Consider the following 23,770-nt stretch of genomic DNA (forward strand, 5'->3'; position numbering starts at 1 on the left):
TAAAATTAGTAGTAATACCACTGGTTTAGTTTTGTAAGGGCTTTCATTTCATGTTTTTTCTAAAACAAAACCTTACAAAACAATCGATTTTTTCAAAAGCCATATTCTGCTATTATCACCCCACGAATACCAACCGGTTAGTTAATGATATAACTACCCTAGACGTAATTTCTTTGTTATTTTAGATTATTAATTTAATCGACGATTTTGTACATATTTTTCGCTCGACAAACCTTATGAGATTCTTTTAGATATTTTGTCGATTAATTTAGATAAGAGAGAGAATCCCTTTTGTTTTATATGCCAAGTAAAGTCCGAGTGTACAAAATCTTTGTGAAAATAGGTCGAATTTTGACTAATAGTTTTTGTAGTTATTTGCAATATTCTCAGTTTTCTATAAAGTATTAACTATCTTAAAGGAAATCGCTTCAGATAAAACAGCCTAAATTAACTAAAAGAAAAACGAGATACCCTTATTTTGGGTCATCTCGTTCTTAACTTCTACTTCTCGTTTAGGAATTGAGTTATAGAATCCTTTTTTTCATTAAATACCTTTTTTCCTAAATCACTGAGTTCATCGATATATTTGACCTCATCAAAAGGGATTTCCTTACCTAATTCACTGTTAATACGAAGATAATGATCACCTAAGAGATGCTGACAGTGATAAGAAACTGATTCGGATGATAGATGCAAAGCTAAATCCAATAACTTAGGGGTCACTTTCATTGATGGTAAATGGAAGGGTAACCATTCCTTTATGCCCCAATCCATATTGTCGTCTTCTGTAAAATCAATATTTTGCTGTCCTGTACCAAGAGACATTATTCTAATATCATTTAACCCTTTTTGAAAAAAGTCCATCGCCTCAGTTACACAAACTAAAGACGGATTATTGGCCCACAGTCCTCCATCGATGGATAAATATTTATCTTTTACTTTATTAGGTGGAAAATAAACAGGCGCTGAACAAGATGACTGGACAGCATCCCATAGTTTCACTGTTAAATCACTAGTTTCAGGGTGTCCATAGTTCGACCGATGGACAAAGGGCTTGCCGTGGGTTAAATCCACCGCTGGTATTAGCAGCGGCCTTTCGACTTCTTCTAAAGAAACTTCCCCAAAGCCCTCTTGCAAGAACTGTCTTAGATACTCATCACTGTATACACTTCTAAATATTCCGACCTTCGTTTGCCGAACAAAAATTTTCTTACCATACTTTTTATAATCATCAAGTACGTCTTTCATTTCTTTCTTCAAGGAAATGGAAGCAGCTATGATCGCTCCTGTACTTGTCCCAGCAACTGCATCAAACAGATCCCCAACCACACAATCAAACTCTTCTTCAACCGCTTGTAAAATAGCAAGCGCGAATACACCGCGAATGCCGCCCCCATCAATACATAACATTTTCATTCTATTCACCTAAGCTTTTTATATATTGTCCCTTATTATCCCCTAAGTTGAAACAAAACAAAAGGAGATAACCTTACACAAGGTAACATTTTAATAATCATTCTTTAATTTGTTATTACGAATTATTTAGCTGTAAAAAAACAAAAAATGTTCTAAGGATATAGAACATTTCTGCTGTATACAATTATTATCCGATCTTCTCTTCAGTATCTTTACTTAATAAATGACGTTTATTCTGTATCGGTGAAAGGTCCTTCTTCTTTAAAAGATATAATAAGTGGTCAACAGGCATCGAACCATGGCCTTTACCATTTTCTAATGTAAATTGAACGATATTGCGATTTTGCCGAATGACAGTTAGTGACTTCGCTGAATTAAAATGGCCTTGCCTTTTTTCTGTAATCTCATATTCAGTTCCTAATTCAATTTTCATAAAGGGAATCTCCTTTTCCTTATTCTCCCCATTATCATTCCTATATTTATAGTTTTTATACACAAATTTTTCCAGCACCTATTATGAATATATATATTCAAATAGTTTTAATTGATCAATAAAATTAAGGAAATTCAAGAGTATATACACTTTTCACTCACTTATGTTTTAAGAGTGTTCTTATACAAAGCAAAAAAGAAGCCTTTATCAGCTTCTTTCTGCTCAAATAAATTAATCCCTAATCTGTGTACCTAAGTGAATATTTTTACCATAAAAAATTTCATCCATTTCAAGTTTTAGTTTATCCGTTATTTCTTCTACATCTTTTTTGTCTAATTTTTCTTTTGTGTATCCAAATAAATAATTATTAATGTCAAATTCTTTAAGCCGACATTTCGTATGGAAAAGATTTTCTTGATAAACATTTACATCAATCATATCATACAGACGCTTCACATCATCGGGTATGTAATTTTGAATAGAGTTGATATCATGATCAATAAATAATTTATTTCCATCAATATCTCTTGTAAAACCACGAACCCGATAGTCCATTGTCATAATATCTGTTTCAAGAGAATGGATTAAATAATTTAGTGCTTTCAGTGGTGAAATTTCTCCACAAGTTTGAACATCAATATCAGCTCTAAATGTACTAATTCCCTCAGTTGGATGAAACTCAGGATATGTGTGGACTGTAATATGGCTCTTATCAAGCCCCATTACAACTGCCTCTGGAAGTGGTCCTGGGGACTCATCAAATGACGATTCCGTTGGCACTTCGACAACCGGCCCTTCAGAAACTAATATTGTCACACTTGCTCCTTGAGGTACATAATCCTGCTTTGCAACATTTAATACATGTGCCCCAATAATATCAGCAACATTTTTCAATATTTTCGTTAGACGGTCGGCGTTATATTGCTCATCAATGTAATCAATATAAGCTTCCCGTTCTTCTTTTGTTTTTGTGTAACAAATATCATACATATTGAAACTTAGTGATTTTGTCAGGTTGTTAAATCCATGTAGTTGGATACGTTCTTCTGGAGTAAGTGACATCAATCCGTTCCCCCTTAACGTTTATTAAATCTTGTGATGGATCTTGAAAGTCTAACGTACAATACCCCGGTACTTGATGAATTTATACTAGTTTTTCTTAGGTTACCCATTCTTTACTATCTATATCAACCACAATTTTATTTACTGTGATAATAAAGTCTGAACAGTAACAAATCGATACCCTTTAGTTCTTAAGTCATCGATAATCATCGGTAACGCTTCTACCGTTCCATCAAGAAGACGGGCATCTGTTTGGAAGTTATGCTGCAATACTATCCCGCCCGGTGAAATATCCCGCTGGACTATTTCTAAGATTTCATCCCCTGATAACCCGCTCCAATCAAGCGTATCAACAGACCACATAATCGTTCGAAAGCCCATTTCATGTAGAATAAGTGCATCGGATTTGGTTATTGCTCCAAATGGCGGACGAAATAAATCTGGTTTTCTGCCGACCGTTCTCTCCATTATATTTTGAGTCTTTCTTATTTCTTCAATTACTCTACTCGTCATTTGCCGTGGGAGTACAGGATGGCTCCACGTATGATTGGCAATACCATGTCCTTCATTGACGATTCGTTCCATCACATCTGGAAATGCTTCTACTTGCTTACCCATTACAAAAAAAGTAGCTGGTACTTGTTTACTTTTGAGGATGTCTAAAATTTTAGGAGTATAATATCCATCCGGTCCATCATCAAAAGTTAAAGCCACTAGTTTTCTTGCTGGACCTCCACGATAAATAAAATTAGGGGCTGAACGAATATTCGTCGTAATGAAAGTCCGTTCGAGTTGTAGATTATAGGTTGCTCTCATTCCAAATTTCCGGGTAACATCTAGTAATGGCACAAATATATCGCCAGCGAATTCTATCGTTCGCGTCGATAACGGTTGACGTTTCCATTGGCCTGTCGCTCTGACAAAATCATCTGAATAGTTTTGTCCAACCGGTAGCGCAAAGCGAATATCTCCATAGCTAAAAACAACAGAACCATACTCCTCATTCCAATCAACCCTTACCCCAGTATGTTTTAAGAACAAGGACGGTACCATCAACTGACCATCTCTCATAATGTACTTTGTTTTTACAGGCAGATTGTCAATAAAAATAGGTGCTTCTGGTAATCTTGATTCTTGTGCATATGTTTGAGTTGAAAAAGATGTACTAATGAAAATCGCCATTAATATTATACAAAATATTTGCAAATCCACTTTCTTTGCCCTTTTACGATACAACACCATCTCTGATTGCATTTATGTCTCCCCTAGCTTATTAAATTCAGATTAGACGATGTTATATTTACCAATTTACTGCTTATTTATTTAATAAAAACTGTGGAGTTGATGAAAAACCACCACTCAAAAAAATTTATTTTATAATACTTTTAGATACTTTTTTAACACGTTCTCGGTCTTTAAATTCTCCTACAGGAACATCATTGTGCCTTCTAAATCCATTTCCATCAAAGCAATGGCTGATTTTATCTGTCATTCTTGCATCATTTACTAAGGAATTAATAAGATCAGGTGCATCATGTGGAGCTAAATCCTTATACCAGATACCTTGTGGGTAGGAAATTAACACACACTTATCCTGACATCGCCCATTACATTTCGTTCGTGTCGTATGGATCACGTCGTCAAGATTACGTTCGGAAATCTCTCTCCTTACTGCTTGTGTTAAATCCTCAGCTCCAGCCTTATTACAACTACTACCATTACATATCAATAGATGTTGTTTTGTCTCCGATAAATCCCATGTCGCCATTCTGTAACCCCCAGTTTTTTAGCGCTGTTAATTGTTAATATTCAGCTTAAATTTTCAAAAAAAATACTATGAAACTATCATTTTCATTCATGTTGTCCATAACTAGCTTCAATAACAAATTAACAACAGCCTTTTTTATAAAAGAACGATCATCGTTAATCTTCCTTCAGGAAAGGTTACAGGTGAGATGTCTATGTAATTTCTAAAAGTAATCAAACAAAAAAGCAGCTCTGCCCTAAAAAGAGGTCAGAGATGCTTATCATAATCCGAGAAATTACTAGTGGAACATTAGCCGATAAAAAATACGTCAATAAATATAGACAATTGTTCCGCATTCTAACCACTTCCCTAACAACCCCGTAGGTCAAACAGTGATGTTAAAATAGGTAGGTCTCCTGACTTAGGGTATTCCTTCCATTCCTTCCCAGGTATTTCCCAGTGGACTATCTGAAAGTTTCAGTAGTACTAACTACTGATACCCAACACAGTGGCGGGTCCGTGCCGGCATTAAACCGAACTTCCCTATTAAGCTTGTAAAAGCAGTCTTGCTTTTATCTAGCACCTATTTTCATTTATGAAGTTGATGAAGTCTATTAATCGATGACTTGAATTTATAGTAGTCATAATACGGTAAATTGTCAATACTTGTTTATTCTTGTGATGTTAGTAATTTCGGTCCTGTTTTTGTAATCGCTAATGTATGTTCATATTGAGCAGACCATTTTCCGTCCACTGTCCTTGCCGTCCATCCGTTATCGTCCATTTGACTATACCAAGTACCTTCGTTAATCATCGGTTCAATCGTTATGACCATTCCTTCTTTTAGGCGTGGTCCTCTGCCCGGTGAACCGAAGTGTGGAATTTGTGGAGCTTCATGTATTGTCGGACCAATCCCATGTCCTGTAAAGTCTCTAACCACCGAAAACCCTTCTGCCTCAGCATACGTTTGAATAGCATGACCAATATCGCCGAGTCTATTACCGTCTAATGCTTGCTCAATTCCTTTATATAATGAGGTCTTCGTTACATCCATTAACTTTTTCGTTTGATCCGAAACATTTCCTACTGCATAAGTCCATGCTGAATCGGCTAATCCACCGTTTAAATTAATGACCATATCAATCGTAACGATTTCTCCATCTTTTAACGGTGTTTTTCGAGGAAACCCATGGCAAATTTCATCGTTTATTGAGGCACAGGTCGCGTAGGGGTAACCTTTATAACCTTTTTGTTCAGGCGTTGCGTCATTTTTCTTTAAAAAATTTTCCACAAACTGATCAATCTCCATTGTCGTTATTCCGGGTTGGATCAGCTTCGCAATTTCCTTATGACAAGCCGCTAACAACTTGCCGGCTTCTAACATTTGATTGATTTCTCTTTCAGACTTCAATGTAATCATAGGATCATTCCTTTACAAATCAAATAAAATATAACTTTCACACGTAACTACACGTTAAAAACTCATTTATAACCTACAATAATTTAGTTTTCCACTTATGATGTGAATTAAAACATAAGATTACCTATACTATAATTATGCGATTAAATTAGAGACTGCTTAAAATTTTATATAAAGTAATGTTTTAGTCAAAAAAGATGACCTATTGTCGTTGGTCACTCACATTAACTTTTTTAAGCAAAGCAAAAACCAGAGTTGCCATGTGGCAACTCCGGATAAATCTTTACCCTCATTAATATAATTTACATAACTTTATTGTTTACTTAGGTGAGTAGCGGGCTCTTAGAATGATCTTTTTGCATCCATTCGTATTGTAGTAATCTTACTTTAAACAGAGTGATAGGGTCCAGATATTGTTCTGGATTAGCTTTTAATCGTTCTAACGTATTTTTTTTCTGTTGAATATCTTGTTGTTCTTCTTCAATGACCTCATGGATGACATTGAAAGGTTCACTATAGAACATTGTAATATCACGGTTTAGCCCTTTTTCAAATAATTCAAATTGTAAAATAAACTGGTTAGTTACCGTGTTTGCAATCTTTTCATAGTCCTCATTCTCAATAAGCTTCTTATACATATTACATAACATCGTTTTATTTGGACGAAGTGTTCCAAAAAGCTTTCCAGCACTTTTCAATACTAACTGAGACGGAGTCGAACGGTTTAGTATATTCATTATTTCTAATTGAACCCCGTTTGATAACCGGTTAGCATCACGACTCCAATCATCGAGCACTTTAAAATCACAATTTAGCTTCAACCGCTGTCCCCCATACATCCTATTAAAGCCTTCGGTCATTTCCTCCAAGTAGTCCTGACTCAAGTGAAATTCCTCGGTAGCCATTTCAATCCAGCCTTGAATGGCTTTCGAAAATCTCGGTAAAATCGTATGTTGGATATAGTTCTGAATTCTTTCATTCATTTCTTGATTAAGCTCGATATGAATTTTTCGGAAATCACTTTCTTCCTTAATAAGGGCTGAACAATCTCTTAATAATTTAGGGATTGTCATCTTAAGATCTAACTTAATATCTTCCTTAATCGTATGGTAGGAATCTTGAATGACTTTCATTTTTTCTTTTTCTAAGTCACTTAGTTGGTGAACAGCTGCATTTAACTTAGAAACCATGTCTTCTTTCCATAAAATGGCCTCGGTCATTTCGTTTTCCGTTTCTACTCTTCTCTTGAGTAAATAAGTAAGCGCTTCTCGAATGTAAAATAGTAAGCGTTGATTTCGTTGTGAAGTTCGCATTTTTTGGTTAAGAGCTTGTTGAATAAACTCGGTCAATTCTTCCACTTGTTTGCTGCTTTTATTGTGTTTTGAAAATGGGAAAACCTTTGCTTTCGGAAAATCTTCAGACAACCTTGTACGGATTTCTTCTACCATCTTCGTTACTTCTTGTTCATGATAAATTGCATCCGTTTTTAGTAAAAAGTGAACTGGTAAATGCGGAACATTCTCCTGTATTTTCAACAAGAGATCCCGCTCCCTTTCCGTAAAAAGAGTCGTAGCTGTTAGAACAAACAACAATCCATCAGCTAAATGCAAAAATTTATTCTGTTCTTTTTTATTATTTTTAATGGCTTCAAATGTACTACGATCAAAATCAGGAAAATCGATTAAATTTAATTTATTTTCTAAAAGGAATTTGTTGGGCATTTTAAATTGTACGAGAGATGTTTCTGAGGTTGACATATCCTCTTCTTGCTTCATCTCAGCAAAATCAACGAGACTTGAAACCGTATGAATGGCTGTTTCGGTCACCTCACTGATGTCTATCTCTTCATCATTACTATATAAAATAACAGTCGAAGGAGGAGTTGTTCCTATATTTCCACCTATAAGGGAATGAATAACAGACGCCTTGCCATTCCCTGTCATACCAGCGACTAGAAGGTTGTTGGTTTGAATATCTAGTATTCTTCCAACCGCCCACTTCAAACGATGATCAACGTTTAAGTCATGTGTTTTCCCCCACTTTACTACTTCTTCAAACAACTCAGAACTACGCTCGATTTGAGTCACAGGAATTTGCGTCTGCTGTAGAACATACTCTGCTTTTTCAATGATTGTCGGAGATAGCACCTCTTCGAAAATTTCATTCCACGCCATTACAGCTGTTGCTGCGAATAAAGAATCCGAAGCGTCAGCTAGTTGTAACCAGTTCGTAAGTAAGTTTGGAACGATTCCTGTAATTTCGTCCAGATAATATTTACCGTTTATTAATTCAAAATAAGTGTCTTGATACTTAGCTGACACTTCATGCCACATATATGAAGTTGTGAATTCAAGATGAAGAAATAAACGATCAATTTCAGTAAGCCAAGGAAAATAAAACTCATCGCCTTGGTAACTATTCCAGAAAGCAACGACTAGCTTTTCAAAACATTCTTCATTTACATCATATAAAACCTCAAGCAGTTTTGAGAAATAATGAGGTGGGATTTGTTTCGTCAGCCCTTCTTCTACATAACCCCTCAAAATATCGAACCACTCAATCTCCTGCGTACGGATCGCTTCATCGACAGCAAGTTCAATGGCACTGCTCCAATCACGATACTTTTCGAAAAAAGTTCGAGCAACTTTTGTAACATTTGGATAGTCTGGATTGACAGAAACAGCTCCTTTAATAACGTCTGCAGCAAAATCCAATTGACCTTGTTCGTTATAAATTGTAAATAACTTTAATGCCACTTCCGAATTTAGCGTTAAGCTTTCACTATTAACCGATTGATATAAATCAATGGCAGTTTGTAATTGACCTAATTCATAGTAAGCATCAGCCATGTTTTTCCTTGCCCATTGCTCTAAATCATTATGTACCTTTTCCCATTTAAAGATTGCTGCTTCAAAATCTTTATGATGAAAATATACTTCTCCTTGGGAATAACGAATATACGAAAGGTCTACCTCTTCCTTTCGTTGTTCATCTATAAATAAATGTCCTAGGAATTGAACTGGATTTTCTGTTACTTCTTCTATAATAATTAAGCTTTCATAATACGTTTTTTGGATCAGTTGATTTTCTCTGGTCATGTCTATTCCCCCAAATATGATTTTTTAGTCAAAAGAGCTTAGAGCCCTCTTCCCTAATTTCATATCACATTAAACTAAGTATCTTCCATAAATAGTAGCAAATGTTTTAATTACAAAGGTTTCAGTTATGTTTCAATTCCGCGTCAACATATGTAAAATAACCGCAAAATAAGGTTCAGTTAGTGCAGGAGAGATTTTGTAATAGAAGCATTAGTGAGATTTTTTTTATGGACTGAGAGGCCCTTATTTCGTCAAAATATACTAGTTTACCGTTCTTAGCGGACTGAGAGGCCTCTATTTCCCACGATTGTAGTGCAGTTAACCACTTTTCTATAGAATAAGAGCTTCTGAGTCCGTTAAACCTTAGAAAACAGTGTTTTCGACATAAATAAGGGCCCCTGAGTCCGCTAAACTGTGTTCAATGCGACTGTGTCCATTTCTATAGTAATCTCTTAAAAATAACAAACACTTTTAAAAAACTAATCTAGGAACATCGCAAAGAATGTAAAAGTCTATAAGAGAAATGTTAAAGTCATGGTTTCACTATACAAAGCAATTCAACCTGCGTAAGATAGCAATTGTAAACAGAAATTCAAATTCCATGAGGAGGTTTTTTCAAATGAAAAAGCTATTTTTAACAGCAGCATCAACTATTCTTGCCGTAGGAGTTTTAGCAGCTTGTGGAGATCAAGATTTAGATGATCCAACAATGACTGATGAAGCGGACTATGGAACAGAAACAGAAGGCGACATGGGTGGATTTGATGAAGAGCCTGCAATGGATGAAGGTACAGAAGACTTTGGCGGCTTTGAAGACGAGTCAGATGACTTAGAGTCTGATTTAGATATGGGTGAAGAAGAAGATTCATTTGAGTTTGAAACTGAAGAAGACGACGCAATGGAAGACGAAGCTTAATTCTTCAATAAAATGATAAACTGTCTACAACCAATCAGTAGGTACCGCCCTGCTGATTGACTAGCAACTTTTCATGACTCCCCCCACCCGTATCTATTAACGACAAGGATCGTTGGGTACTATGACCAAACTGGTCTTGAAACGGAGGGACAAATATGGATCGTCAATCAAAAAACCAGAGCCATAATCAAGAAGACAATCATTTGCCAAACGAGCATCATTCATCACCACAAAAAGAAAAAAATGGAAAACCTTGGTACAACCAAGGGTGGCTCTGGCTGCTAGTTGCCCTGCTCGGAATCGGTGTTTTGTTTTTCGGTTTCTCTTCTCTTATCGATGAAATTGGAACAACTAATCAAATGATCCAGGAACAGACAGAAACAATGAATGAACAAAATAATGTATTACATTCGATTAATGAAGGTATACATGAGCTTACAGTTACTATTAAAGACGCTATTAGTATGATTAAAGACTCCATTAATGGTTTAGCATAAATGAATTGGTGATGAGGGATACAAAATCAATAAGTTTGGTGAATGTTCTTACAATATAGAAGAAGCGGATGACATTATCGTCATCCGCTTCTTCGTATTTAAACATTTTTATATTAAAAGAAATTTACTATAAAATGGATAAACCTATAACAAGTGAGGTAACCTACGTTTTGTATTAATGTAGACTGAATGATAAAGGTGGAATCAACATGGGTCTTGTTTCCTTTCTCAAGAAAGTCAGGAGGTCACAAAAAAACGTTGAACCGAAATCCTCTAATGTACAGCTAGAAAAAAAGCCAATTGAAAAAAGCCTCTATAAAAATGTCCAATATATAAAATCTACTTTAGGCAATGCTCCCGACTTAGTAATTCGTGAAGTCATCATACGAGAAACTAAATTAAAAGGTGCCATTTTATTTATTGATGGAATTGTAGACGAAAATTTACTTAATGAGTTTTTTTTAACTCCTTTACTTCAAACTGACGAAGAGATTGAAACACTCGATAAACTTGAACAAACAGCGTTACAATTATTGCCTATTAGCAGGGTAAAAGACTTAAATGTATTAATTAAAGAACTTCTCTCAGGGAATAGCATTTTTCTATTAGAAGGTCAAACTGAGGCGATTAAATTAGCCATTTCAGCGTGGGAAATGCGGTCAATTGACGAACCTGAAACAGAAGCAACTGTACGCGGTCCTCGTGAAGGGTTTAATGAATCGTTAGGCGTCAGTTTAACTCTTATACGCCGAAAAATTGTCAATCCTAACCTTCGATTTGAAGTGATTACTGTAGGAGCAGCTACGAATACAAAAGTATGCCTCGTGTACATACACGACTTGGCTTCTCCTCGTTTGGTAAAAGAAATAAAAAAGCGAATAAACAAAATAGAGCATGACACGATACTTGAATCCGGCTATATTGAAGAATTCATTGAAGATGATCCTAGTTCTATATTTCCTACTATCGGTAATACCGAAAAGCCTGATAAGCTAGCAGCAAAAATTTTAGAAGGTCGTATTGGAATACTTGTAGACGGCACACCGATTGCTTTAACCATTCCCTATTTATTTGTAGAGGCTTTCCAAACTGCTGAAGATTATTATTCTAGGCAATACTATAGCTCTTTAGTACGAATTATTCGTTTTCTATCTTTTGGTATTTCTATTAACTTTCCAGCTTTATATGTTGCCACACAAAACTTTCATAAAGAAATGATTCCAACAGAACTCCTTGCTAGTATTGCAGCCGCAAGAGAAGGCGTCCCTTTTCCACTTGTTATGGAGCTCGTCATGATGTTAATTGTCTTTGAGATACTTCGTGAAGCTGGAGTTCGAATGCCCCAAGCAATCGGGCAAGCAATGTCAATTGTTGGTGCCTTAATTTTAGGGGATGCAGCGGTTCAAGCAGGAGTAGTAGGAACACCAACGATAATCATTATCGGGATTACGGGGATTACCTCATTTGTTGTTACTCCATTGAGTGATAGTTCAGCCATTTTACGATTCTTATTTATTGTACCGGCTTCAATTATTGGCTTGTATGGGTTAATAATAGCCAATCTCGTTCTACTCGTTCATTTAAGTAGTATTAAATCTGCTGGTATCCCTTACCTCTCGCCGATTTCACCAGCGGTATTTAATGATTGGCGTGATGTATTTGTTCGTTTGCATCCTAATTTTTATCAAGATACACGGGCCAAGTCTATCCCGTTACAAAAGGATCCGAAAAAATATCGATTTGAACCTGAGGATGAGCAACTATGAAAAGAGCTCTCATAAGTTTAATAATCTGTAGTTTACTTACGGGCTGCTGGAGTTCTAAAGAACTTGGTGAATCTGCCTTCGTTGCTGCAGTCGCGATCGAAAAAGAGGGAAATCTATTTACGCCAAAGCTCCAATTTCTACAACCTACAAAATTGGATCAAGGGGCAACTGATGCCCATATCATGATTGCCTCTGAGGGTCTATCCGCCCACCAATCACTACGTTCAGCAATTAAAGGAGTTCATAGAAGAATTTATTTATCTCATGCCCGGACTTTTGTAGTTAGTACCGAAATCGCTAAAGAGGGGATATTTCCTGGCCTCGATATCATTTATCGTGACCAAATGTTTAGGCTGACCAGTTATTTATTTATCGCTGACCAACCAGCAACTTTACTAGCGTTACCTTCTCCAGTAGACCCTCTTTCAGGGATTAGTTTAGCCAATGGGATAGAAGCGGCTGAGGATAGTCATCAAAGAGCTATAACACCTTCTCTTAAAGAGTTTATGGAAATGAGTTATGAACCTGGCCGTTGTGCTTATGTGATTAGATTAAAAAAACATACCGACGAAGCTCAAAAAGAACCGCATATTGATTTGGACGGGACAGCCATTTTAAAAGAGGGAATTTATGTAAAAGATATTAATGACATTTTGGCGGATGCTCTTCGGTATTATCGGAATGAAGCAGGCAATGATACATTTACTATGCAAGTTCCTAATGGTGATGACTGGTTTGCTTTAGAGCGGTTACGAGCCGAAACTTCAATTAAACCAACGCTTCAAAATAATGAGCTGATCATAGATGTTTCCGTAAACACAATCGCAAATATCAATGAATGGCATTCGAGTATGGAATTGGACGGACACATGTTTGAAAAAATAGAAAAAGCGTACTCAGATGAACTTCAAGCAAGAATGGAAAAACTACTAGTAAAAATGAGAGAAGAACCTGTTACAGACGTACTCGGATTTGGCACACAAGTGCGTCGTCAACTACCAACCTATTGGAAACAAGTACAAGACGATTGGGATACTGCTTTTAGTACAGCAAAAGTTAATATTACAGTCGAGACCAATATTGAGAACTTTAATTTGATAGAAAACACCAACAGAGAACCAAACCAAGGTCCACCCAAGCGATTTCAGCTTCCTTGGATTAAGAATTGAAGGTGATCATAACTTATGCTACAACGACGAGCTGTATTTTTTTTCTTATTTATGAGCTTACCGATTATGGCCCATGTCCTGCTCCTCCCCATGCTTTGGGATATATCGGGCAGGGATGTATGGGTTGCTGCGATCATGTCCGCACCCATAGGCTTTTTATTTGCATATTTAACATGGAAACTGATGAACATTGAGCCGAAGCTATCCTTTTTTGAAAGAACCGTGAAATTGTTTGGAACCATCCTTGGTCCTGTCCTTCTGTTCATTTGGTTTATCTACTTTCTATTTCTAGCAAGCTTAACAGTTAGCGGATTATCGGAAATGTTACATGTTGGCTTTTTTGAAGAAACTCCCTCTTGGTTTTTTGGGATTTTGTTTATTGCGCTTATTTTTTATAGTGTGATGAAAGGCATTAAGGTGATTGCTTGGTGTGCAGGGGTTTTAACCATTATCATTATGATAAGCGGACACACGATTTCGCTAATGCTAGGCGGGCAACGAACTTGGCAACATCTTCTTCCTATTTTAGAATATGGATTTACACCTGTTTTTTGGGGTGTATTTATTATAACCGCTATGTGGGCAGAAGTTTTTAGTCTAGCTGTGTTTAATTTTCGCAAAAAAGAATCAAAAACGATGTTATATATTCTCCTCATTTCCGTTTTCATCAATGTCTTACTTGTCGTTAGTACCGGTGCTGGAACAATTACTGTTTTTGGACTAGAACAGTCCCAAGCTCTTACGCATCCTGCCTTAAGTTCTGTCCGAATGGTTTCATTAGGGTTTATTGACCGTTTTGATGTTTACGGTTTGTCTCTTATGACCTTTGGTTGTTTTATTCGAACAGGCTACTATGTAGTTGCTTTATTAAAGTGTGTGTCGCCTGCTCTTATAGAAAAAGCACCAAAACTTTCTATTCTTGGTTCTGTTCTGTTGGTTTATTTTCTTTCACTTTACTTTTACAAAGATAAAATCATGTTAGATATGATGCTTGTGTATTACACATTAACCAGTGTAATCGTTTTACTGCCAATCGTTTATTTAGTTAGAGCCAAGTTTACAAGCAGTACGACTCATACCGAAACAGAGTCAATGAACTAGTCAGTGATGATAAAAAGGGAGATCTTGTTACCGAGATCTCCCTTCTTGCTTCACTTAACCGATAAATTCCGTAAATCCTAATATAAAAATAACCCATATTCCTATTAGCATATGCGAGACACAAACACCGACGAATGACTTTTGCTTGGCAAACATCCACCCCCAGAATATGCCTGGAATAAAAGCTGCGAGTGCAAATAATGTACCAATATGCGAATGAGCCATGGCAAAAAGTAAATTCGATAGAATAATTGATTTCAAATGATTTCCTTTTGAACCTGGTAGAAATCGATAAAATGCGGATTGCAGACCAGCTCTGGCAATAAATTCTTGAACGACAGAAAATAGAATGTAAACGATAATGGTTATTAAATAGATAGAAAAACTAAAGCCTATTTCAGAAAACGCTGCAGTTGGATTAAACAATGCAATATTAGCAAATGCCGGTATAAAAGTAATAAGGCCCCATTTCAAAACCAGGAAAAAGAATAAGACAGGCAACGTAAGAAGAATAGCGTCTTTTACATGAACGTTCCATTTGTCCAGCGATAAACCGAAGGACTTTAACGGATATCCACTTTTCTTTAAGATCGTATACATAACAAACGCAAACCCGATTAATAATGCAACATCAACAAAAGTAGAAACTCCGTGATAATCAACAAAGTGGGTAAGCGACATAAGCATAAGTGTATAAATCGATAGAACGACTAATAGATTCGTAGCAAGTAACCCGAGAGCTTTGTATGATTTCAACTCCTTACGTTGTCTTTCTTCTTTTTCTAGCATCATTTCATTCTTATGCTGTACTTCTAATGAAAGCTGCTTCACCATCTTTCGTAATATCTTTACTTGCAGACTTTTATAGTTAGGATTATTTAATAGATTTGTAACGTTAATTTTAATTAACAAGGAAGGTTGTCTCGTCCTAAATGCAGTGGTTGAACCATGACCACCAACCTCTGCTAGACCCCCAACAAAATCACCATCATTTAAGACGGATACTAACTGTTCGCGTGCCCTCTTTTCTTTATATAAGCCAACACTGCCAGTTTTGATGATATATAAAGATGGTTCAGGATCTCCTTCACGCACGATATATTCGTCTTTTTCTGTCATCATTACTTTTGAATGTTGAGTGATAATGTTAACCTCATCATCAGTAAACTCCGCTCCAAACGGATTATTTTTTATTTCATGATACACATTAAGAGTTTTACTACTCATGGTAACCCGCTCCTAGTTTCACAGAGATGTTATTTTAGTCATACCTTTAATTATAGTAGATGCAATGGGGCAAATATAGTAGGTACGGGACAGCAATATTTAGTAATGTAGAAGGATTTTAGAAACTAGGATTGGGAATAATATACTAAAAAAATAGATTGTTTTCAAAAAGGTACATAGAAACAATCTATTCTTCATTTTATGAGCCTAAATTGAGGGAAATCTTACAGTTCGTCTAATTCTTCAATGACTGCTGGATTAAATAAGGAATGTGACATTGATTGATCAATCTGATCTACAGGCAAATCACCAGTATAGGCTTTAATTTCTTGCTCAATCTTTCTTAAGTCATCCATAACGATATCGTAAGTGTCATTTGCTGGGTCTAGCTCAGTTAATTTGTTTTGTAACATTTGTCTTGTTTCCATTAAAATATGTAAATTTTGCAATTTCTCAACATAAGTTAATTCTCTTTCCATCATATCCCTCCTCCTTTGTTATAGCTTTCCAATTTTTTGATTAGATATGTATTTCTTGTTTAATGTTGAGGCATTTCTACTAATGTTAAAAGCTATCCCGAATAAATACGGGATAGCTCAGTAGTGATTAGATGATTTTATTTTTTAAAGTACCTAATTGTTCAATCTCTAGCTCTACTTCATCCCCAGGTTCTAACCATCTATGGACTTCATTCCCTAATTCAAGAATACAGCCCGAACCGACTGTTCCAGAACCAAAAACCTCTCCACAATGAAGCGGAACTCCAGCAGATGCTCTCTCAATCATTTGGCCAAAAGTATAATACATGGTTTGAGCATTTCCTTCTGACAAAAGCTTCCCGTTTACTTTTGCGGTCATACGGAGGTTAAATTTATCTCCGTGACGGTATGGCTCTAATTCGTCTTTTGTTATAATATATGGCCCTATCGATGTAGCAAAGTCTTTTCCCTTAGCTGGACCTAAACCAATTTGCATTTCTTTCATTTGCAAATCTCTTGCTGACCAATCATTTAATATCGTATAACCGAAAATATAGTCATCAGCTTCTTCCGCTTTAATATCTCTGCCATTTTTACCGATTATACATGCAATTTCCAATTCATAATCAAGCATTCTACAAGTTGGAGGCCTTTCTACATCTTCTTCAGGACCCTTTAAAACTAAGTGATTCGTAAAGTAAAAGGCAGGAATTTCATACCATGCTTCGGATATTTTTATTTTACTTCTCTTGGTAGCATTTACTACATGTTCTTCAAATGCCATAAAGTCTCTTACACTTGGAGGAACTGGTATTGGTGTTATTAGTTCAACTTCGTCAAAAGTATACGATGGTTCTATGAGGTGCCTATTAATCTCGTTTGCTAACGGTAAATACTCCTCGTTATGCTTTATAAATTCTAGTAAGCTATTTGGTAATTGGTCTTTACTCACCTCTTGCATGTCTGCCACACCATTACCTATAATCCAACCTGATCTAAGGTCACCATTAGGATGTCTATATGTTACAAGCTTCATTAAAAGCACTCTCCTTTATATACTAGAATGTTGAATGGTAGTTGGTGGATATTTATTGACGAGACGTTTACCTGTCTCAGTAATGGTAACTTTCCGTCTCCAAACACCAAATTCTTTTACATGATTTTGTTTTATGAGTTTTGCCAAAACGACAGAAGCCTTTAAAGAATCATATTCTTTTTGTTCTAAATATTTTTGCAACACGTCGCTTCCTTCATTTAACTTTTGTAAGAATAAAATATCTTCAAACGATACCTTGTCTTCACTCATTCTTTTTTGCTCATTTGTTAACGTAAGGTATTTCTTTGCATCTTTTCCTAGTTCAAACGTGTAAAATCCAGGGCCTGTATATTTTTGTCTAGTAATCAATCTTTTTTGATCTAGACTCTCAACGATCTTATTACTAACAGAAGAATCAACTCCAAGCATATCACTCACTTCAGCCATCGTATTGTAACCAAAGTGGATGAGTTTTAAGACTGATCTTTCATCTTCATTTACTTCAATAGGGTCCATTACACTTTTTTCCTTCCAATCCTTTGCACCATAATAATTAGGTTTTGTCACTAAACTAATTAATATAGTGGCGGTTAATGTAACTACTAACCCTACTACGCCAATATGAGTATATTGAGCAATGTTAAAGATACCTGCCAAATCTAATACAGTAAATAAAATCAATACAAATATTCCTAAAATTGCTCCCCAAAAAGCCCCTTGAATGGATGTACGCTTCCACCAGATACCTAAAAATACTAATATTGAAGGTGGTCCAAGCCAAGCAGTGGAGAATGCAAATAAGTATAGTGGTCCTCCTGGATAAAAACAGAGTAACCACACGAGTAAACCTAAAATCAGAGTAATTATTTTAGATGGGGTCGTTAGTTGTTTTGAAGTGGCATTAGGTTTAAAGTACCGCTGATAGAAATCTCGAACAGCTGTACTAGATGCTCCGATTAATGCTGTGGTTGATGTGGAAATTGAAGCTGCTAAGGCTCCTGTTAATGCGAGGGCTGCAATACCTACTGGAATGACTGTTAAGACAACACCAAACGCTGACATTGGATTAGCGGTTCCATTTGGTGCAAATTGATCTGCAAACATACTGCCTGCAAACAGTCCGATAAAAGCTAAAATGAGAGTTGGAATAAATAACAGTAATGCCCCATATACAAAAGAAAGTTTTGCCGTTCTTTCACTTCTAGTTGAAGAAACACGCAACCAATAGTAGTTATTTCCCCATACTAAAAAGCATGCAAATAATACAATAAAAGTTAGAATACTAGGATACTTAAGAGAAAATATCGACATTTGAGCATTAGCAAATCCACTAGTCCAATAACTAAAATCACCCGCCCAGTTACTGCTAATAAAACTCGTGCCTCCAAATTGAGTGATGACTGTAATAAATAGTACTGGCAGAGCAATTAAGCCGATACACATTTGAATAAAATCTGTTAACGTAACAGCCCAAAACCCCCCAATATACGTAAATAAGAGGAACATAAAAAATATAACCGATAACGTCCAAATAATCGGCCAACCTGTAAAACCAGTTGCAACCATCGCCATGGACACAACATTATTGGCCATAATACCAAGCAGTCCGAGAATAGTTGTCACTGTAATTAGGGTTCTTGTCTTAGCGTCATACCTCATTTCCAGCCATTCGGATAGCGTATGAGCTCCTGAACGTCTAATGTAGGGAGCAAAAATAATCCCATATAATGCTAAGCCCCCAATGGCATATACAAGTCCAAACCCAAGTGATCCCCAAAATCCAGTTGTGAGAGCCAGCCCTGGAATAAGCGTAATCATCGTTCCTGCAAATCCGATCGCAGCAACCCCGAAAACATTAATTAACAAACTTACTTCTCGACCTGCAATAAAATAATCATTCGAACCTGTGATCCATTTTTTCGTAATGAAACCACCATACAACAGAATGATGATGAAAATAACACTATACAAAAGAAAGATCATATTAAAACTCATATTCTATCTCCCTTCTTAATCAAAAATTGCTACTGGTCTCGCCCAACCTCCACTTGCGCCTTTAATTTTTACTGGAAAGACAGCCACCTTAAATCCAAAACGTTGTGGCAATTGATCTAAATTAGCTAGTTTCTCAATTTGACAGTATTCTTGTTCCTTTCCTGCAAAATGAGCTGCCCAAAGTACTCCTTCTCTAGGGTTTTGGAGATAATCCTTAGCTTGTAAATATAACGGGATATCCCATCCCCATCCGTCTGTACCCATGACTTTAATACCTTTACTCATTAACCACTTTGTTGCATCCGCTGACACTCCTGCGTGAACACTAGCGTAGTTTTCTTGATAGTACTTTTTATCTGCATCTGTTCGAATAAGCACGATATCGTATGGTTTTAATTCATAATTCATTTCATTTAACTGTTCTTCTAAATCTGAAATTTGAATTTCATAACCTTCTGGCTTCGTACTGAAATCAAACAACACTCCATTACCGTAAAACCACTCTAAAGGTAATTCGTCTATCGTCCTTGATCGTTCTCCATTTGTTTTTGCAGCGTAATGCCAAGGCGCATCGACATGAGTTCCCGTATGTGTTGATAATGTAACGGTCTCAACTGCCCATGCCTCTCCGTCCGGAAAATCTTCTGCCTTTAGCCCTAGAAGTTGTGCTGCCTGTTCAGCCCCTTCCTTATGTTCAGAATAAGAGATTTGCGGTGGAAACGGCTCCTTCGCTTCACTATCCAAGGGTATACTGAGATCAATAATTTTCAACTGATTTCTGTTCATATTTTCCTCCTAAAGTTTATTTTTTGAATAGAGTTCGATAGAAAGCGCTTACATTTTTTTCTTGCGAAGAAATTAAGTTGATAGGTTTGCCTATACTTAAACTTAATCACCTCCTTTAAGATTAATGCTAAAAGTCATCTATTAACCTTTCTAGTTGTTCCCCGTATAATTTCTTTAAATTCTGATCAAAATCATTCATTATTCTATTCACATAAATATCATGTCTAATATAATTTCGTGTTGTTTTAACCATTGACTGATGACTGGATACAACTCCACTAGACTTCGCTGACTTGGCCTCGAAGACAATTACTTTTTTGTCATCAAGAACAATACTTAATTCTCCGAAATGGCGGTCATCAACTTTTGTACTTGGATAATGAAAAAAGTGACACCAAGGAATTGGGGTTGTGGTTTGATCGAATATCATAGTGACAACTTTTACCCCACGTTTCTGTGCAGCTGCTAAATGAGAAAAAAGCGCATCAAATTCTTTTGCCCAGCAACTCATTATGATTTCCTGACTCGACTGGTCAATTTCATTTTTAATTACTTCAATCGAAGTTTCATATCCTTCCATATGAAACAATTCGCTCCATTCTTCGTCACTGCTATTCGAAATCTGTTCAAAGGATGTATGAAGTAAATTTAAATTCTCGGTAAACTCTTTTTCAAATGATGCTAACAAATCTTCATAAGGTAACGGACAATAACGCTTACTTGTTGATTTATCTCCACTTTTTAGTAGGAAGACATAGCCTTTTTCTTGCATTTTCCTTAATGTTTCGTATACTTTGGGTCCTGGTACCCCAGAAGATTTAGCTATCATATTCCCATTAGCGGGATAACTTTTTAACAGGGATAGGTAAACCTTTGCTTCATATTCAGTAAAACCATTGTTCTTTAATGAGTTAATAATATTCTGATTTTTCATAATATTCACCTAAAATGTATTTTACTACTAGGGTAGTATGATGTCAATAATATGTTAGAAAAAATATCTTCTTTTAACCTCAACATACGCTTCTTATTATAATTAATTTAACTACTTAATATATCGACCTTTCTTAGTAATCGTTGTTCACCTTCCACTATTCCACCATCATTATAAACCGTACCATCAATTGAATTATATATACTGACTGTTGAATGTTTTCTTAGGTACAGATCACCTGTCAGTTCAGCGTACAAAAATAGTTTTGCCCCACTTAGTACCTGAATGTCACCCTTTACTTTCCCTTTAATTATTGTATCTACTTCAATGATTGCATCACTTAAGTTATTACCGATAATAAGTTTCATTACTACCATCTCCTTTAATTAAACAAACATCAACTCTATTAAAATTAATCGCTAAAGCCTCTCTTTTGTTACACTAAATTAAAAACTTTTTGGCGTTCGGCAATAAAATCATATGTTTTTTTTCTAAACTCAAATATAATTTCTGAAATTTTTCGTAACAAGTTAATGTTTTAGTAGATTAGTAAATTGAATCACTTAATAAGGAGGAATTATTTCATGTTTCTAATTCGAACGGGCTTTTTGTTTTGTTTATTTTCTTTTGCTGTTTTCACCTGGACGACAAGTACAATAGCGGTGGAAGACCAGTTGGAGGCAGGTGCTTTAACTCCCCCACCGCCAATTGAATATGAAGATAATGAGGAATTAAGTGCTACTTTTAGTACATCATCATCTCTTATTAGTAATGCATATAGCAGTATTTCCAGAAATAATAATACGGTTCGGATTTCCGGGGATACGTATACGACTAGAACGGTAGATGAGTTACGGATTACTCTTGATATTCAACGATGGGATGGATCTAAATGGAATACAATTGGTTCAAGAGGTCCCTTTATCGATTATAATTGGTATTTCACTTCTGCCTCACAAAGTTATGTTGTAACAAAAGGCTATTATTACCGTGCGCGTACTTTACACTATGTTCGATCCGGCAGGACCACCGAACTAGTCACACGGTACAGTAGACATATTTTAGTTCCACTTTAAAAGATGAACTAATTGCAATTAGTAGAAAACAGCAAAACAAAGCCCAGCCACGACGTTTTGACGGTATTGGCTGGGCCTTAATTATTTCAATATAATCCACCCACTGTTACTTTAATTGGTTGGCAACATTAGTAGCTTCTTCTTGAGATAATGTTCCAAAAATCGTAATATAATTATTACCTGAGATATACTCTAGATTAGTTATATTATTGGACACAACTACGGTTCCTGGGAGATGTCCGATCGTCACTTCACTCACTTCAGCCTGATCTAGATTATATTCAATACTTCTGCTAAAGTGTTCTGGTATTTTTTCTTGTAAAATAGAAAACCAAAATTCCCCATCAGAATAAGCTAATTCTATCTTCTCAGCACTAGTCTCTTGAGAATTCGTCCATACTCTCACTTTCTCAAGTTCGTATGAGCCGAGTAATTTATCTTCTATGGGAAATAAAGCATCAAATTTAACCATCGCTTTCCCTGTGTCTAGGTCCACTTCTTTTATTTGTGACTCTGTTAAAATGGCTTCTTGTTCGTTTTCATTCAATACAAACTCTTCACCTGGGGCTGGAGTTAGTGCTGCTCCTTCATCCGTTTGGTCAGTTTGTACGACAAACTGAACGACATTGTCTTTCCATTGATTAACGACATGTACGACACTTGAAAAAGCGGAAGATCCAGTTGGGCTTGCTAATAATAAAATTAATAAAATGCTTGCTGCAAACAAACCACTGTATTTCTTTATGTTATTTTTTTTGATTTGGACTTGTTGTTCTTTCTTTAGTTTAATCTGAATGCAATCCCATATTTCTTCTTTATCAGGTAGAGGAATATTCGTATCATTCAATGCTTTTTTTGCTGCATTTTTAATTTCATTATCCCATTTTGGACTGTTCATCTTGATCCCCCTCATTTTTCATACCTTTTTGAATAAAGTTTCTTACTCGAAAAGCTCGTTGCCTGACTGTATTTTCTTGAAGGTTAAGACGCTCCGAAATCTCTTTGTAAGACAGATCATGTACATACCGTAGTAAAAAGATGACCCTTGAGATCTCTGGAAGGTCACAAATGATCTCTTGTAACTCTTCTATCGTTATTCGATTCATGATCTCCGTTTCAATTGACGAATGCTCTTCAGTTAATTCAATTTCTTCTTTCAGCATTTCGTTACGCTTGCTAACGCTTTTTAAATATTTTAATGCTTCATTTCTAGCAATCGTAACTAGCCATGCTTCAAAGCTAGTATTTTCCTTTTCCTCATAAGTAGATATGTATTTAAAAGCGCGAATAAATGTTTCTTGAACAATATCTTTAGCGATATTCTCATCGGCACAATATCGATAAGCCGTACGATAAATACAAGGATAATATTGATTATAAATGACTTTTTGAGTCGACAAATCTAACGTATGATTTGCTTTTTTATTAAAAAAAGATAAAATGAACTTTTTCATAGTTTCTCCCATCTTGGAAATAATATCTCTTTTTTCTACTAACTATACCAATTGTAGCAAATTATGTATTTATTGATATGTCATTTCATATTTTGTTAAGTATAAAAATTCTTTATAAAATCTATGAAGAACACCCAAAAAAGTTCTCGATCCAAACA

At 35.8% G+C, this 23,770-nt stretch carries 22 protein-coding genes and 1 riboswitch; of the genes, 6 read left to right on the forward strand and 16 right to left on the reverse strand.

What is annotated here, in order from left to right:
- Window positions 1–501: 501 nt before the first annotated feature.
- The 7 genes from AC2VNP_RS13710 to AC2VNP_RS13740 form a co-directional block, all read right to left on the reverse strand.
- Window positions 502–1,416, reverse strand: coding sequence for a CBASS cGAMP-activated phospholipase (locus AC2VNP_RS13710; protein WP_486917867.1), 915 nt, complete (start codon window positions 1,414–1,416; stop codon window positions 502–504).
- Between the two features lie 187 nt (window positions 1,417–1,603).
- Window positions 1,604–1,849, reverse strand: coding sequence for a hypothetical protein (locus AC2VNP_RS13715; protein WP_486917868.1), 246 nt, complete (start codon window positions 1,847–1,849; stop codon window positions 1,604–1,606).
- 231 nt (window positions 1,850–2,080) lie between these two features.
- A complete protein-coding gene (gene speD / locus AC2VNP_RS13720; RefSeq protein WP_486917869.1) occupies window positions 2,081–2,911 on the reverse strand; it encodes an adenosylmethionine decarboxylase in 831 nt (276 codons plus the stop codon).
- Window positions 2,912–3,052: 141 nt separating this feature from the next.
- On the reverse strand, window positions 3,053–4,165 hold the full coding sequence (locus AC2VNP_RS13725; RefSeq protein WP_486917870.1) for a polysaccharide deacetylase family protein: 1,113 nt from the start codon (window positions 4,163–4,165) through the stop codon (window positions 3,053–3,055).
- Between the two features lie 115 nt (window positions 4,166–4,280).
- Window positions 4,281–4,679 (reverse strand): (2Fe-2S) ferredoxin domain-containing protein, encoded by a 399-nt coding sequence (locus AC2VNP_RS13730; protein ID WP_486917871.1) that lies wholly within the window; start codon window positions 4,677–4,679, stop codon window positions 4,281–4,283.
- A gap of 368 nt (window positions 4,680–5,047) precedes the next feature.
- Window positions 5,048–5,260, reverse strand: a riboswitch (cobalamin riboswitch).
- Window positions 5,261–5,328: 68 nt separating this feature from the next.
- The gene (gene map / locus AC2VNP_RS13735; protein WP_486917872.1) at window positions 5,329–6,078 is read right to left on the reverse strand and encodes a type I methionyl aminopeptidase; all 750 of its coding nucleotides are present in this window, start codon (window positions 6,076–6,078) and stop codon (window positions 5,329–5,331) included.
- A gap of 323 nt (window positions 6,079–6,401) precedes the next feature.
- Entirely contained in the window at window positions 6,402–9,176 is a 2,775-nt protein-coding gene (locus tag AC2VNP_RS13740; protein WP_486917873.1) for a GTP-binding protein, read from the reverse strand.
- A 619-nt stretch (window positions 9,177–9,795) separates the two neighbouring features.
- Between AC2VNP_RS13740 and AC2VNP_RS13745 the strand changes: the two genes are divergently transcribed.
- From AC2VNP_RS13745 to AC2VNP_RS13765, 5 genes are all read left to right on the forward strand, one after another.
- Window positions 9,796–10,092 carry a hypothetical protein gene (locus AC2VNP_RS13745; protein ID WP_486917874.1) on the forward strand — a complete coding sequence of 99 codons (297 nt, stop codon included), beginning with the start codon at window positions 9,796–9,798 and terminating at the stop codon, window positions 10,090–10,092.
- A 155-nt stretch (window positions 10,093–10,247) separates the two neighbouring features.
- Complete coding sequence (locus AC2VNP_RS13750) at window positions 10,248–10,589, forward strand: hypothetical protein (RefSeq protein ID WP_486917875.1); 342 nt, start codon at window positions 10,248–10,250, stop codon at window positions 10,587–10,589.
- Between the two features lie 209 nt (window positions 10,590–10,798).
- Window positions 10,799–12,355 (forward strand): spore germination protein, encoded by a 1,557-nt coding sequence (locus AC2VNP_RS13755; RefSeq protein WP_486917876.1) that lies wholly within the window; start codon window positions 10,799–10,801, stop codon window positions 12,353–12,355.
- Complete coding sequence (locus AC2VNP_RS13760; RefSeq protein WP_486917877.1) at window positions 12,352–13,524, forward strand: Ger(x)C family spore germination protein; 1,173 nt, start codon at window positions 12,352–12,354, stop codon at window positions 13,522–13,524. The genes AC2VNP_RS13755 and AC2VNP_RS13760 overlap by 4 nt, the downstream gene beginning before the upstream one ends.
- A gap of 15 nt (window positions 13,525–13,539) precedes the next feature.
- Window positions 13,540–14,625: a GerAB/ArcD/ProY family transporter gene (locus AC2VNP_RS13765; RefSeq protein ID WP_486917878.1), complete on the forward strand. Its 1,086-nt coding sequence runs from the start codon at window positions 13,540–13,542 to the stop codon at window positions 14,623–14,625.
- Window positions 14,626–14,679: 54 nt separating this feature from the next.
- Here the strand turns inward: AC2VNP_RS13765 and AC2VNP_RS13770 are convergent, their stop codons facing one another.
- The 7 genes from AC2VNP_RS13770 to AC2VNP_RS13800 form a co-directional block, all read right to left on the reverse strand.
- Window positions 14,680–15,852, reverse strand: a complete 1,173-nt coding sequence (locus tag AC2VNP_RS13770) for a cyclic nucleotide-binding domain-containing protein (RefSeq protein WP_486917879.1) — start codon at window positions 15,850–15,852, stop codon at window positions 14,680–14,682.
- Window positions 15,853–16,076: 224 nt separating this feature from the next.
- A complete protein-coding gene (locus tag AC2VNP_RS13775; protein WP_486917880.1) occupies window positions 16,077–16,334 on the reverse strand; it encodes a hypothetical protein in 258 nt (85 codons plus the stop codon).
- Window positions 16,335–16,458: 124 nt separating this feature from the next.
- On the reverse strand, window positions 16,459–17,367 hold the full coding sequence (locus tag AC2VNP_RS13780; RefSeq protein ID WP_486917881.1) for a fumarylacetoacetate hydrolase family protein: 909 nt from the start codon (window positions 17,365–17,367) through the stop codon (window positions 16,459–16,461).
- A gap of 15 nt (window positions 17,368–17,382) precedes the next feature.
- Window positions 17,383–19,362, reverse strand: coding sequence for a sodium:solute symporter family protein (locus AC2VNP_RS13785; protein WP_486917882.1), 1,980 nt, complete (start codon window positions 19,360–19,362; stop codon window positions 17,383–17,385).
- Window positions 19,363–19,377: 15 nt separating this feature from the next.
- A complete protein-coding gene (locus tag AC2VNP_RS13790; RefSeq protein ID WP_486917883.1) occupies window positions 19,378–20,148 on the reverse strand; it encodes a cyclase family protein in 771 nt (256 codons plus the stop codon).
- Window positions 20,149–20,275: 127 nt separating this feature from the next.
- Window positions 20,276–21,082 (reverse strand): TrmB family transcriptional regulator, encoded by an 807-nt coding sequence (locus AC2VNP_RS13795; RefSeq protein WP_486917884.1) that lies wholly within the window; start codon window positions 21,080–21,082, stop codon window positions 20,276–20,278.
- Between the two features lie 107 nt (window positions 21,083–21,189).
- A complete protein-coding gene (locus AC2VNP_RS13800) occupies window positions 21,190–21,450 on the reverse strand; it encodes a hypothetical protein (protein ID WP_486917885.1) in 261 nt (86 codons plus the stop codon).
- Between the two features lie 216 nt (window positions 21,451–21,666).
- Here AC2VNP_RS13800 and AC2VNP_RS13805 point away from each other — a divergent pair, with 216 nt between their 5' ends.
- On the forward strand, window positions 21,667–22,158 hold the full coding sequence (locus AC2VNP_RS13805) for a hypothetical protein (protein WP_486917886.1): 492 nt from the start codon (window positions 21,667–21,669) through the stop codon (window positions 22,156–22,158).
- 106 nt (window positions 22,159–22,264) lie between these two features.
- Here AC2VNP_RS13805 and AC2VNP_RS13810 read toward each other — a convergent pair whose 3' ends face one another.
- Both AC2VNP_RS13810 and AC2VNP_RS13815 read right to left on the reverse strand, forming a co-directional pair.
- On the reverse strand, window positions 22,265–23,056 hold the full coding sequence (locus tag AC2VNP_RS13810) for a DUF4367 domain-containing protein (RefSeq protein WP_486917887.1): 792 nt from the start codon (window positions 23,054–23,056) through the stop codon (window positions 22,265–22,267).
- Entirely contained in the window at window positions 23,034–23,612 is a 579-nt protein-coding gene (locus AC2VNP_RS13815; RefSeq protein ID WP_486917888.1) for an RNA polymerase sigma factor, read from the reverse strand. Before AC2VNP_RS13815 ends, AC2VNP_RS13810 begins: the two co-directional genes overlap by 23 nt.
- Window positions 23,613–23,770 lie beyond the last annotated feature (158 nt).

Source organism: Alkalihalobacterium sp. TH-98 (genome assembly GCF_057473385.1).